Source organism: Corynebacterium otitidis ATCC 51513 (assembly GCF_000296405.1).
Classification (GTDB): Bacteria; Actinomycetota; Actinomycetes; order Mycobacteriales; family Mycobacteriaceae; genus Corynebacterium; species Corynebacterium otitidis.
On the sequence record NZ_JH815192.1, the window covers coordinates 588,538 to 601,724 of the forward strand.

10 protein-coding genes are annotated in these 13,187 nt (G+C 73.2%); 1 reads left to right on the top strand and 9 read right to left on the bottom strand.

Going from position 1 to position 13,187, the window contains the following annotated elements; all coding sequences use genetic code 11:
* From HMPREF9719_RS02580 to HMPREF9719_RS02615, 8 genes are all read right to left on the bottom strand, one after another.
* Positions 1–747, bottom strand: coding sequence for a GntR family transcriptional regulator (locus HMPREF9719_RS02580; protein WP_004600411.1), 747 nt, complete (start codon positions 745–747; stop codon positions 1–3).
* A 75-nt stretch (positions 748–822) separates the two neighbouring features.
* Complete coding sequence (gene crtI, locus HMPREF9719_RS02585; protein ID WP_004600412.1) at positions 823–2,355, bottom strand: phytoene desaturase family protein; 1,533 nt, start codon at positions 2,353–2,355, stop codon at positions 823–825.
* Positions 2,352–3,179 carry a phytoene/squalene synthase family protein gene (locus HMPREF9719_RS02590; RefSeq protein ID WP_004600413.1) on the bottom strand — a complete coding sequence of 276 codons (828 nt, stop codon included), beginning with the start codon at positions 3,177–3,179 and terminating at the stop codon, positions 2,352–2,354. The genes crtI and HMPREF9719_RS02590 overlap by 4 nt, the downstream gene beginning before the upstream one ends.
* Before the next feature lie 14 nt (positions 3,180–3,193).
* Complete coding sequence (locus tag HMPREF9719_RS02595) at positions 3,194–4,444, bottom strand: alkylhydroperoxidase domain protein (protein WP_004601746.1); 1,251 nt, start codon at positions 4,442–4,444, stop codon at positions 3,194–3,196.
* 79 nt (positions 4,445–4,523) lie between these two features.
* Positions 4,524–6,149, bottom strand: coding sequence for a dipeptide ABC transporter ATP-binding protein (locus HMPREF9719_RS02600; protein ID WP_004600415.1), 1,626 nt, complete (start codon positions 6,147–6,149; stop codon positions 4,524–4,526).
* Complete coding sequence (locus HMPREF9719_RS02605; protein ID WP_004600416.1) at positions 6,146–7,015, bottom strand: ABC transporter permease; 870 nt, start codon at positions 7,013–7,015, stop codon at positions 6,146–6,148. The genes HMPREF9719_RS02600 and HMPREF9719_RS02605 overlap by 4 nt, the downstream gene beginning before the upstream one ends.
* On the bottom strand, positions 7,012–7,953 hold the full coding sequence (locus HMPREF9719_RS02610; RefSeq protein WP_004600417.1) for an ABC transporter permease: 942 nt from the start codon (positions 7,951–7,953) through the stop codon (positions 7,012–7,014). The genes HMPREF9719_RS02605 and HMPREF9719_RS02610 overlap by 4 nt, the downstream gene beginning before the upstream one ends.
* A complete protein-coding gene (locus tag HMPREF9719_RS02615) occupies positions 7,950–9,596 on the bottom strand; it encodes a TIGR04028 family ABC transporter substrate-binding protein (protein WP_004600418.1) in 1,647 nt (548 codons plus the stop codon). The genes HMPREF9719_RS02610 and HMPREF9719_RS02615 overlap by 4 nt, the downstream gene beginning before the upstream one ends.
* A gap of 82 nt (positions 9,597–9,678) precedes the next feature.
* Here HMPREF9719_RS02615 and HMPREF9719_RS02620 point away from each other — a divergent pair, with 82 nt between their 5' ends.
* Complete coding sequence (locus HMPREF9719_RS02620; protein WP_004600419.1) at positions 9,679–11,667, top strand: FAD/NAD(P)-binding protein; 1,989 nt, start codon at positions 9,679–9,681, stop codon at positions 11,665–11,667.
* Positions 11,668–11,702: 35 nt separating this feature from the next.
* Here the strand turns inward: HMPREF9719_RS02620 and HMPREF9719_RS02625 are convergent, their stop codons facing one another.
* Positions 11,703–12,965 carry a cystathionine gamma-synthase gene (locus HMPREF9719_RS02625; RefSeq protein ID WP_004600420.1) on the bottom strand — a complete coding sequence of 421 codons (1,263 nt, stop codon included), beginning with the start codon at positions 12,963–12,965 and terminating at the stop codon, positions 11,703–11,705.
* Positions 12,966–13,187: the final 222 nt, after the last annotated feature.

The following is a 13,187-nucleotide window of genomic DNA, read 5'->3' on the forward strand; positions in this document are numbered from 1 at the left end:
CTAGCGCAGGTGCTTCGGGGTGGGGGTGCGCACCCGGATATTCGCGACGTCCGAGCGAAACAGCCCGTGCGAGTAGGACAACGCCCGCTCGTCGGAGTCCCTCGCGATGCGCTCGATGCGGGTCAGAGGCAGGGTGCGCGGCACCTCAAGCAGGCGCTGCGCCTCATCGTCGGGCAGCGCCGCGGTGAGCGTCTCCTCCTTGGAGACCGCCACCACCCCGTAGGCGTCCTCGAGCACGTCGCGCATGTCCCCGGTCAAGGTGAGCTCCCCGGCGCGCGGGAAGATCGCGACCGGCAGGTAGACCGTCTCCACCGACAGGGGCATGCCGGCGACCACCCCGAGCCTGGTGACGGCGGTGACCTCCTCGCCGGCGGCGAGCCCCAGCGCGGCGCGCGCCTTCGAGTCCGGCTCCTGCTCCTCGACGCGCAGCGCGCGCGCGTCGACGTCCCAGCCCTGCCGCTCGAGCTGCGCGACGAGGCTCGTCGCCGAGGAGAGCTCCACGGGCGGGGGCAGGCGCCGCACGTACGTCCCCCCGCCGCGGCCGCGGCGGCGCTCGATGAGCCCCTCGAGCTGCACGATGTCGAGCGCGTGGCGCACGGTCATGCGCGCCACGCCGAAGCGCTCGACGAGGTCGCGCTCGTTGGGCAGCCGGTCGCCAGGCTGGAGCTCATCGCCCGCGATCCAGCCTCTGATCTCCGCGGCGATGGCGACGTACGCCGGGGTCTTGCTGGGAAGCTGTTGAGCCACGGAGCCACGGTACCACCAACGTATAAAACGTCACATATAAGTCCGGGCGTGGTGCCCGCCCCGCCGGCCGGGGTCTCACGGCTGGTCGCGGCGGATGAACTCGCGGGCCGTCGTCGCGGAGACCGCCGCGAGCGGCACGCCCACCCCCGGCAGCGTCGACGAGCCCGCGAAGTACAGCCCCCGCGCCCGCCGGGAGCGCTGCCGGCCGCGCAGCAGCGCCGACTGGCCAAGAGTGTGCGCGAGGCCCAGCGCACCGCCGCGCCACAGGTGGAACCGCCAGGCGTAGTCCCCGGGCCCGATGGTGCGCCGCACCGCGACCTCGGGCTCGAGGGGGCCGTCGCTCAGCCCCGCGCGCGCCAGCGCCGCGGAGACCCGCCCCACCGCGAGGTCCGCGATCTTTTCGACCCGCGGGTCGCCTCGGCCGGCCCGCCACGCGGAGCCCCGGCCGAGGGACGGGTCCGCGCGGGTGGGCACGAGGATAAACAGGGCGTCCCCGCCGGGCGGCGCGAAGCCCGGCTCCGTGGCGGTTGGTCTGGAGACATACACCGACTCCGAGGCGCCCAGCGCGCGCAGCCCCACAGCATGCCCGCGGGCGCCGCGGTAGACGGCGTCGAAGTCGCGCTGCCAGTCCGAGGCGAAACAGAAGGTGTGGTGGCTAAGCCTGGGCAGCGCGCGCGTTAAGCCCAGGAGCACGACGACCGCGCCGGGGCCGGGGTCGCGGCTTCGCCACCACGACTCGGGGTGCTCCGGCGGGGCGCCTTCAAGGAGCTCGTGCTCGGCGTGGTGCGCGTCCACGCAGGCGACGACCGCGTCGGCGGGGACGCGCTCCCCGCCGACGGTCACGCCGCGCACCCGCCCGGCGCGGGCGTCGATCGACTCGACCGGGCAGCGAAGGTGGATGCGCGCCCCGTGGCGCAGCGCGGCGCGCTCGAGGGCCGCGACGACCGCGCTAAATCCCCCGGCCGGGAAGTACACCCCCTCGGCGAGGTCCGCGTGGCTGAGCAGCCCGTAGAGCGCGGGCACGCGCTTCGGTTCCCCGGCGAGGAACACCGCCGGGTACTCGAGCGCCTGGCGAAGCAGCCGGTCGCCGGCCACCCGACCGGCCGCCGCCGCGAGCGAGGTTGCGAGCGCCGGCGCGAGCCGCGGGAGCGCCCGCGCCCCGGCGAGGAGGTCTGTGGGCCGGTCGAAGGCGGTGTAGAGGAAGTGCTCGACCGCGAGGCTGCGCAGCCGCCCGGCGCGCTCGAGGTAGGCCTCAAGCCGCGCGCCCGAGCCGGGCTCGCGGGCCTCGAAGGCCGCCGGCGCCCCGCCCGTGGTGAGAGTGAGGGTCTCTCCCCCGTCGCCGAGGATCCGGTAGGCCGGGTCCAGGCGATAAAGCGGGTGCTCGGCCTCGGTGCTGGTGCCCAGCTCCCGGTAGAGCCGCTCGAGGAGCTCGGGCAAAAGGTAGAAGCTGGGGCCGGTCTCGAAGCGGAAGCCGCCTGCCTCGAGGACCCCGGCGCGGCCGCCGACCTCGCCGGTGGCCTCGAAGACGTCGACGTCGTGGCCGTCGGCGGCGAGCAGCCCCGCCGCCGCAAGCCCCGCCACCCCGGCGCCGACGATAGAGATCCTCACGGCGCCACCCGCGAAAGCCACGCCTCGCGCGCCGCGATGCGGGCCTTCGCCGCGGCGGGCACGCTCACCCGGCGCTGGGAGATCTCCGCGACGCTGAGGCGCGAAAGCCGCCTCGCGAGCTCCTCGTAGAGCCCGGCGGCGACCCGCACCCCGACGCGCGCGCGGCGCGGCAGCCGGGCCGCGGCAAGCCGCGCCGCCTCGAGGTCGCCCGTCGCCTCGGCGAGCAGCCGGTCCTTGTCCGAGTCGGTGAGCGCCCCGAGGTAGCTGCGGCCGAGCTCGCGCTCGTCGACCCCGAGGTCGCGCACGAAGTTGACGTACTGCAAAGCCCGCCCGAGGCGCCGCGCGTCCGCCTCGAGCTCGTGGTCGTTGGGCGGGCCCTCGAAGAACACCGCGAGGCACAGCAGGCCGACGGCCTCGGCGGAGCCGTAGACGTAGTCCTCGAGCTCCCCCTCGGCGAGCGGGGCCGGGTCGAGGTCGCGGGCCATGGAGCTAAAGAACGCCTCGAGCGGCTCGGCGGGTAAGGAGCAGCGCCGGGCGAGCTCCCCGAAGGCGTGGAGCACCGGGTCGGGCGAGAACTCCTCCCTGGGCGCGGCGAGCGCCCGGCGCCGGTAGTCGCTAAGCAGCGCGGCGCGCTCTTCTTCGGGCGCGGCGCCGTCGACGATCTCGTCGGCGACGCGCACCACCGCGTACAGGCAGGCGAGGTCCCCGCCGATGCGCCGCCCGCTGAGCCTCGCGGCGAGCCCGAAGCTCGTCGAGTAGCGGGCCATGATCGCCGCGGCGCTGCCGCGCGCGGCCTTGAGGTAGCGGCCCTTCGCGTCCGTCACGTGGGTCCGCGGCGCTACTGGTCGCGGTAGGGCCGGGGCACCTCGGGCTCGCCGAGGCCGAGCATGAGCCGGTTCGCCCAGTTGAAGAACGCCGCCGCGTTGACGATGTCGAGCACGTAGGTGGCATCCACGTCGAGGTCCGCGAACTTCGTGACCGTGTCCTCGTCGAACTGCATGGGGCTCGTGGTGAGCGCGACGGCGGCGTCGCGCACCGCGTTCCACAGCGGGTCCGACAGGTCGGCGCGCACCCCGCGCTCCAGCAGGCTTTTGACCTCGTCCTCGCGGCCGGACTCCTCGATCGCGCGGCCGGCGTGCACCGACGCGCAGAAGGTGCAGCCGTTGTAGCGCGACACGACCGCGGCGGCGAGCTCCCGCTCGGCGCGGCCGGCGCCGCCCTCGGTGTTGTAGAAGATGTCGTTGTCGGTGAGCGTGCGCGCCTTGAGCGCGTCCGGGTCGCGCGCCAGCAGCCGGAAGTAGGGGTTCGCGGCCCGAGACGGCTCGACGAGCGCGTCGCGCTGCTTCTCGGTGAGCTCGTTTTCCGGGATCGGCTCGGCCCACGGCACCCAGCGCAGCGGGTGGGCGACGAACCGCTCCGGGGAGGCGATCCCGTCCGGCCGAGAGACCTCGAACGAGCCGCCCTCGCCGCCCCAGCGGGCCTCCTCGCCCTCGAGGCGGGCGGGCTCGTGGACCTCGGGCTGGCCGTTGATGACCTGCAGCGCGTGGATGACGCGCAGCTGGAAATTAAGGAAGGACACGAGCTGATACAGGCTCACCGCCTCGTCCAGCCCCCAGCCGCCGCGCGCGAGCCGGCCGAGCACCTCGGGCCGCGAGTCGCGCGGGTGGAAGGTGAGCAGGTGCGCCACGTCGAGCGCGGCGGCGAGCCGCTCCCCGAAGACGGCCGGGTCGTGGACCGCGACGCCGCCCGGCTCCGACTCGCTGGTGAGCCCCGACTCCCGGTAGACGCCGTACGGCCCGCTCGAGCGGTCGCGCTCCGCCGCCTCGAGCACCGCGTCGCGCAGCTCGCGGTCCTCGACGTCGAGCATGAGCTCCGAGTAGTAGGTGCCCGCGGTGCGCACCTGCAAAACGGTCGCGACGTAGCTGCCTACCGCGAAGCGTTCCCCGTGGCTGAACGTGCCCGGCTCGTCGGGCTGCATGAGCGCGTAGAAGCTCTCCTGCGCGTTGTCGACCGCGGCCGGCCGCTCGAGGCGCACCCCCGCGAGCGGGCTGTCCGGGTTGACGTTGGCAAGCAGGTTGATGAAGTCCACCTCGCCGGCTCCCTTCCTAAACACACTCACTTCGCTCGCCCGGCCCCGCGGCTCCGCCAGGGCCCGGGCGCCCCGGCTCCTAGAGGCCGAGGTTCAGGCCCCCACTACGGTACCGCGCCCCGGGGATCGCCTCGAGCAACAGAGACGTGTGCGGCGAGGACGGGTTACCGAAGACCTCCTCGACGGGGCCCTGTTCGACGGCGCGGCCCCGGTGCATGACGGTGACGCTATCGGCGATGTCGCGCACCACCGCCAAGTCGTGCGAGATGAACAGCGAGGTCAACCCGAGCTCCCGGTTGAGCCGGCCCAGCAGCTTAAGGATCTGCGCCTGCACCGTGACGTCCAGGGCGGAGACCGCCTCGTCGAAGACGATGAGCTCGGGCTCCACGACGATCGCCCGCGCGATCGCGACGCGCTGGCGCTGCCCGCCGGAGAGCTCCCCCGGGCGGCGCGACGCGAGCGCCGGGTCGAGCGCGACCTGCTCGAGGGCCTCCCCGGCGCGCGCCAGCGCCTCCCTCTTGCCCAGGCCCTTCAGGTTGCGCAGCGGCTCCGCGACGATGTGGCCGATCCGCTGCCTCGGGTCGAGCGAGGAGTACGGGTTCTGGTAGACGAGCTGCACCCGGCCGCGCAGGCTCCGCAGCCCCGCCCGATCGAGGCCGGTGACCTCGGTATCCCCGATCTGTACCGAGCCCGCGGTGGGGCGCCTAAAGCCCGCGACCGCCCGGGCTAGCGTCGACTTCCCCGAGCCGGACTCCCCCACCACCGCGTGGGTGTGGCCCCTTGGCACCTCGAGGGAGACCCCGCCGAGCGCCTGGAAGTCCCCGAAGCGCTGCTCCAACCCGGAAACCTTCAGCAGCGGCTCGCCCTCAGCCTCGGGCGGGGTGCCCTTTGCCGGCCGGTCGACCGCGAGCGAGGGCGCGTCGGCGAGCAGCCGGCGCGAGTAGTCGTCCTCCGGGTCGGTGAGCACGCGCTGCGCGACGCCCGACTCGACGACGCGGCCCTCGTGCATGACCGCGATGCGGTCCGCGCGGTCCCCCGCCACGGCGAGGTCGTGGGTGATGAAGAGGATGCCCACCCCGAGGCGCTCGCGCATCCGGTCGAGCAGGTCGAGGATCGTGCGCTGCACCGTGACGTCGAGCGCGGAGGTCGCCTCGTCGGCGATGAGCAGCGCCGGGTCGAGCGCCACCGCGCCGGCGATGAGCGCGCGCTGCTTCATGCCCCCGGAGAGCTCGTGCGGGTACTGGGCGGCGCGGCGCTTCGGGTCGTCGATGCCCACCTCGCCGAGCAGCTCGACGACTCGTTCGAGGCGCTGCCGGCGGCTTAAATCGGTGTGCAGGGCGAGCGCCTCGCCCACCGAGTCGCCGATGGTGCGCACCGGGTTGAGCGAGTTGTTCGGGTCCTGCGGGATGAGGCCCACGACCGGTCCGCGCAGCCTGCGCCACTGCTTCTCCGGCAGCCGCGTGACGTCCCGGCCCTCGAGGCGGATCGCGCCGCCGGCGATCGTCGCGTTGGGCGCAAGCAGCCCCGTCGCGGCCCTGGCGGTCGTCGACTTCCCGGAGCCGGACTCCCCGACGATCGCGGTGAGCTGCCCGCGCGCCACGGTGGCGCTCGCGCCGCGCACCGCGGTGATCTCGCCGCCGCGGGTGCGGTAGGTGACGGTGAGGTCGTCGATCTCGAGCAGGGGCTGATCGGTCGCGTCGCTCATCGGTAGCCCTCCTGGATCCGCTGGCTCAAGTGGTTGGCGGCGACGACGACGGCGACAATGACGAGCCCGGGCAGGATCGTCAGCCACCACGCGGTCGCGATGTGGTCGCGGGCCTCGGCGATGAGCAGCCCCCACTCGGGCGTGGGCGGCGGCGCGCCGTAGCCGAGGAAGCCCAGGGTCGCGAGCTGCAGCAGCGCCGAGCCGAACTGCACGGCGGCGAGCCCGATGACCGGGGCGAGCGAGTTGGGCAGGATGTGGCGGACAAGCACCTGCCCCCTGCTCGCCCCGGAGCCGTAGGCGGCCTCGACGAAGTCGCTCGCCGCCACACCCAGCACCTGGGAGCGCGCGAGCCTGGCGAACGTCGCCACCGACGTCACGCCCACGGCGAGCGCCGCGTTCCACGTCCCGAAGCCGAGCAGGATGATGACGCTCAAGCTAAGAAGCAGGGAGGGCACGGCGAGCAGCACGTCGACCGCGCGCATGATCACCGCGTCGACCCAGCCCCGCGCGCTGCCGGCGACAGCGCCGAGCAGGGTGCCGGCGACAAGCCCCACGGCGACGGCGGTGACTGCGCCGAGCAGCGACTCGCGCGCCCCGTAGACGACGCGGGTGTAGAGGTCGCGGCCCACGGCGTCGGTGCCGAACCAGTTCTCCAGGCTCGGCGCGGCGAGCGGCTCGTGGCTGCCGACCGTGGGGTCCTGGCTGGTAAACAGCCCCGGGGCGAGCGCCGCGGCGAGCGCGACGATAAGCACCGCGGCGGCGACGGCCGTGCCGGCCCCGCCCCCGATGCCCCGGGCGAGGCCGCGGGCCCCGCGGGAGGTGGCGCGGCCGCGGCCGGGGCGGGCGGCGTGAAGGAGTGCGGTCATAGGGTGCTCGGCCTCCTCACCCTCGCGTCAAGCAGCGGGTAGAGCAGGTCGACGACGAGGTTGATGACGATGTAGGCGAAGGCGGCGATGACGACCACCGCCATGAGGACCGGGGTGTCGCGGTTGGCGACCGCCTCGACGGTGAGGCGGCCCACCCCGTCGATGCCGAAGACCTCCTCGACGACGACGGTGCCGCCGACGAGCTCCCCGAAGAGCAGGCCGGCCATGGTCACCGCGGGCAGGAGCGCGGCGCGCGCCACCGAGCGGAAGAACAGCCAGGCCCGGCCCGCGCCGCGGGCACGGGTCACCGCGACGTGCGGCTCGCGGTAGACCTCGTCGACGGAGCGGATGAACACCTGCGCCAGCGGACCGGCGATCGGCAGGCTGAGAGCGACGGTGGGCATGAGGTAGCGCTGCCACGGCTCGGGGTTGATGACCGGCACCCAGCCGAGCTGGAAGGACAGCACCTGGATGAGCACGATCGCGATGAGGAACAGCGGCACCGACACCACGAGCGGCGGCAGGGCGCGCGCCGCGGAGCGCAGCCACGCGGCCTGGGGCAGCGCCGCCGCGAGCGTGAGCCCGAGCGCCAGCGCCACCGCCACGACGAACGCGAGCCCCGCGAGCGCGAGCGTGGCGGGCAGGTTCTCCGCCAACAGCGTGGTGACCTGGGTGCCGGTCTGCACCGAGTAGCCCCAGTCGCCGGTGAGGAACCCGACAAGCGTCACGAAGAACTGCACGACGACCGGCCGGTCGAGGCCCATCGAGCGGCGGATCTCCTCGAGCTCCGCGTCGCTTAAGCCCAGCTCGTCGGAGCCGAAGCGCGCGGTCACCGCGTCCGAGGGCAGCGCGTGGAGCAGCACGAACGCGAGCGTGAACGCCGCGATCAGGACGACGAGCGACTGCCCCACCCGCCGCCACGCGGCCCGCGCGGTCACTGCGCGCTCCTTTCGGCCTCGTCGACGGTGACCTCGTAGAAGTTGGGCCGGCCGATTGACTCGTCGCTTAATCCCTCGATGCCCGGCGCGACCGCGTAGACGACCGGCTCCTCGAAGAGCGGGAGGATGTAGGCGTTCTCCGTGAGGTGGTCCTGGACCTTTCCGGTGATCTCGGCGCGGCGCTCGAGGTCCGGCTCCGCGGTGACGGCCTCGAGGAGGCGCTGGAGCTCCGGGTCGGCGGGCTCGTCGCCGCCGTCCGCGTCGTTGAGCAGGGCGTTTCTCTTGTCCCGGTGGTAGAGCGAGACGATGACGTCGAAGTCGGCGCGGCCGACCATGGTGTGGCGCAGCTGGATCTTCTCCTTGTCCTTCGAGTCGGAGTCCTGGGCGGCCTGGTCGCCCGGGTTGAGGTGGAGGCCCACCCCGATGCGGGCGAGCTGCTCCTGGATCTTCGTGACGACCTCCCGGGAGCGGGGCTGGGGCAGCGCCTCGTTGATGGTGAACTCGAGGGTCTCGCCGTCCTTCTCGCGCAGGCCGCCGCCCTGCCTGGTCCAGCCGGCCTCGTCGAGGAGCCGCTCGGCGAGCTCCGGGTCGTAGGTATAGGCGCCTTCCTGCTCCTTGTAGCCGGCGGCGGTGCGCGCCATGGCGGACGCGGCGAGCGGGTAGGAGTCCGAGAAGAGCGTGTAGAGCACCTCCTCGCGGTCGATCGCGGCGATGAGAGCGCGGCGCACCCTGATGTCCTGCAGCTTCGGGTGGGTGAAGCGGAAGGCGATCTGGTTGTTCATCCCGTTGGTGCCGTAGGCCTGCACGTCGACCCCGTACTCCTCGAGCAGCGGCTCCTCGGGAGCGGGGATCTCCCGGGCGATGTCCGCCTGCCCGGAGCGCACCGCCCCGACGCGCACGGAGTCCTCGGCGGCGAACACGTAGTGCACCTCGTCGATCTCCGGGCGGCCGGAGTGGTCGCGGGCCTCGGGCGCCCAGTCGTAGTCGTCGCGGGCACGCAAAACGAGGCGGGTGCCCAGGTCCTCCTCGGCGACGACGAACGGGCCGGTGGCCACGACGTTGGTGGCGTTGCCCGGCCCGAAGCCCTCGCTGTCGAAGTCGAGCGTCTCGTCGGAGAGGATGCCCGCGTTGAACGAGCTCGTCGCCTGCACGAAGCCCGGCTCCGGCTTGTCGAAGTGGAAGCGCACGGTGTGGTCGTCGAGGACCTCGCCGTGGGAGTAGTTGGTGATCTGCTCCGAGCCGGACAGGGTGCGCGAGTCGTCGCCGTCGGCGAAGAGGTCGAAGTTCTTCACGACCGTCTCGGGCGTGAGCGGCGACCCGTCGGAGAACGTCACGTCGTCCCTAATCGTGAAGGTGAACTCGGTGGCGTCGTCGTTGACCTCCGGGAGGTCGGTCGCGAGCCACGGGTGCAGCTCGAGGGTCTCCGGGTCCTGGTAGAGCAGCCGGTCGGCGATGTTGTTGACGACCGCACCGTTGGGGTAGAAGCCCGCCTCCGGCGGGTAGAGCGTCCTGAAGAACTGCGGCTCGAGGTAGGTGATCGCCACCGCTCCAGACCCCTCGTCGGGGGCGGCGCAGCCGCCCGCGAGAAGGGACCCCGCGGCGGTGATGGCCACGGCCGCCCGCGCCGACTCGGATCTCAGCATGCCGGTAGTTGTAGTACAGACTATCCGGTCTATCAAGACCGTTCACTGCGGTCTATTTTCAGGCGGCTGTAAGCTGACTGCCATGACTAGCCAGCCGAGCCGCCCCACCCTCGTCATCGTCGGCGGGGGGCCACGCGGCATCTCCGTTCTCGAGCGCGTCTCCGCGGGGCTCGCCGGCCTTGAGGCGACCGTGCACCTCATCGACGACGTGCAGCCCGGCGCGGGCCGGGTGTGGCGCACCGACCAGACCCACACCCTGTGCATGAACACGCTCGCCGGCGCGGTCACCCTCTTCACCGAGCCCGGCTCGACGACCACCCAGCCGGTCGTCGAGGGCCCCACCATGCACGAGTGGATCCGGCTCATCCGCGAGGAGTTCGACGTCGCCCACCTGCCCGGCGGGGAGCGGGAGACCACCGCCGACATCCCCGAGGCGCACCGCGAGACGTTCGCCCGCCAGCCCGTCGACCCGACAGTCGTCGAGGACTACCGCGAGGAGATCGCCCGCACCGAGGACTACTCGAACCCCTCGCGCGGGCTCTACGGCGACTACCTGCGCTGGGTCTTCGAGCTCACCGCGGGCCACCTCGACCCGGAGCTTGAGCTCCACGTCCACACCGACCGCGTCGTCGCCGTCGAGGAGCGAGGCGAGCGCGACGTCGTGCGGCTCGCCGGCGGCGGGGAAATCACCGCCGACGCGGTGGTGCTCGCCCAGGGCTGGCTCACGCCCGCCGCGAACCCCGAGGAGGATCACCTCGGGCGCGCCGCCGAGTCCGGGCAGGCGACGTGGGTCCGCCCCGGCAACCCCATCGACCAGGGCTTCGAGGCGGTGTCCGCCGGGGAGACGGTCCTCGTCCGGGGGCTCGGCATGGGCTTCTTCGACGCCGTCACGCTTCTTACCGTGGGCCGCGGCGGGCGCCACGTCGAGGACGAGTCCTCGCCCGCGGGGCTGCGCTACGAGCCCTCGGGCCGGGAGCCGCGCATCGTCGCCGGCTCGCGGCGCGGCTACCCCTTCCTCCCGAAATCCGACTACCGCTCCCTGCCGCCCAACGCGGAGATGCCCCGCCTGAAGCGCGTCATCGAGGAGCTCTCCGGCGCGGGCCGCGGGGAGATCGACTTCACCACCCAGGTATGGCCCGCGATCCTGCGCGACGCGCTCGCCGCGTTCGTCGAGCGCCTCGCGGAGCTCGACCCGGGGGCGCTTAACGCCCCGCTCGCGGAGGTCGTCGCCGACATCGACTCGCTGCCCCTCGAGGAGCTCCGCGGCAGGCTGCGCGGGCACCTCGCCGACCCGGGCTCGGAGTTCTGGCCGGCCGACTGGTTCGAGCCGCTCTCCGGGTTCACCGGCACCGTCGAGGAGATCACCGACCAGGTCGCTAAGTGGCTCGCCCGCGACATCGACGAGGCGGCCAAGGGCCGCGACTCGGCGCTCAAGGCGGGCCTGTGGTCGATCTCCTCGGCCCGCAAGCCCGCCGCGATCCTCGGCGAGGACGGCCGCTACACCGCCGAGTCGCGCCGCGGCAGCTTCCACTCCTTCATGGCGCTCGGCGGGATGGTCGGCTCCGGGCCGCCGCTCTTCCGCTCCCGTGAGCTCCTCGCCCTCGTCGAGGCGGGCATCGTCGGCTTCGTCGGCGCCGGCACCCGCCTCAAGGCCACCGGCGACGGCTTCGCGCTCGGCAGCGACACCCTCCCCGAGGGCGAGACGGTCTCCTCGACGACCCTCGTCGACGCGTGGCTCCACCAGCCCTCCATCGCCCACCCCGGCGACCCGCTCACCGAGGGGCTCGTCGAGTCGGGCCGGGTGCGGCCCTTCGCCCACCCCGCCTCCGACGGCCGGGCGCTGCCGGGCTCCTCGCCTGAGGTCGAGGGAGTCACGAGGCGCGTCGTGCGCGCCGACGGGACGCTCGACCCGAGGCTCCACCTGCTCGGCATCCCCACCTCGGACCAGTGGGCGGACACGACGATCTCCCCGTTCCCGGGCACGGATCCGAAGTTCCTTCGGGAGACCGACGCCGCCGCCACCAGCGCGCTCGACGTGCTGCGCGCGGCCGCCGATAGGGCCGAAGACTAGGTGCCTCGGGCCGGGCGGCGCGGGACGGTTGTCGGCTAGGCGCGCAGCCGGGTGGCGGAGCCCACCCGGTTGAGGGCCTGCTCCACGTCGGCGAGCAGGTCCTCGAGGTTCTCGATGCCGACGCTGAGGCGCACAAGGCCGGGCCCGATCTCGAGCGGCGAGTTCGCCGCCGACTGGTGCGTCATACGGGCGGGGTGCTCGAGGAGCGACTCCACCCCGCCGAGGGACTCCGCCAAACAGAACAGCCGCGTTGAGCGACAGAACTCCAGGGCGGCTTCCTCGCCGCCGGCGAGCTCGATGGAGATCATCCCGCCGAAGTCCGCCATCTGCCGCTCGGCGACCTCGTGGCCCGGGTGGGACTCGAGCCCCGGGTAGTGCACGGTCGCGACCTCCGGGCGGGAGGCGAAGTACTCCGCGAGCGCCCGGGCGTTGTGGCTGTGGCGGTCCATCCGCACCCCGAGGGTCTTGATGCCCCGGTACGCGAGGTACGCCTCGAACGGGGAGGGCACCGCACCCACCCCGCCCTGGAGGAAGAGCAGCTTCTCGTCGAGCGCCTCGTCGCTGGTGACCACGAGCCCGCCGAGCACGTCCGAGTGGCCGCCTAAGTACTTCGTCGCGGAGTGCACGACGACGTCCGCGCCGAACTCCAGGGGCCGCTGCAGATACGGGGTGGCGAAGGTGTTGTCCACGACGACGGCGGCGCCGCTGCCCCGCGCGGCCGCGACGACCGCCTGGATGTCCGTCACCGCGAGCAGCGGGTTGCTCGGCGTCTCGAGCCAGACGACCCTCGTGTCCTCCTCGATCGCGGCCTTCACCTGCGCGGCGTCGGCGGTGTCGACGACGCTGTAGCGCACGCCCCAGTCCTTGAGCGACGTGTCGAGCAGCCGGAACGTGCCGCCGTAGACGTCGTTGCCCAAGACCACGTGCCCGCCGGGGCGGAGCAGCGCGCGCAGCAGCGTGTCGGTCGCGGCCATCCCGGAGGCGAACGCCCGGGCAAAAAGGCCGCCCTCGAGGCGGGCGACAACCTGCTCGAGGGCGGTGACTGTGGGGTTTCCGACGCGGGCATACTCGTAGCCGCCCCGCAGACAGGCGACGTCGTCCTGCGCGTACGTCGTCGACGCGTAGATGGGCACGTTGATCGCCCCGGTCTGCCCGTCCGGGCGGTAGCCCGCGTGGATCGCCGCCGTGTCGAAGCCCTGCGGCGTGGCCCGGGCCTGAAGCGCCTGGTCGAGTGCCGCGACCCGACGCGCGGCGGTGCCGGCGTCGGCGCGGTTTCCGTGCTGGGAGTGATCGGTCATAAGCGGTGTCCTCAAATAGAAGAAGTCGTCGTCGGCCCTACTCGGCGGGCCGCCTCGTGCCTGCTCCCCGCCCGATTCCGGCGGGGCGTTAGCCCGCATAGTAGACCAAGCGGTTCACTTTGAGTGGGGTTTAGTTTCACCGCCCCCGCCGCTCGCCCCCGGGGCGGGCTAGCTCACCTGCGCCGCTAGAGTGTGATGTGCCCGAACGCCGCCCGGCCGGCC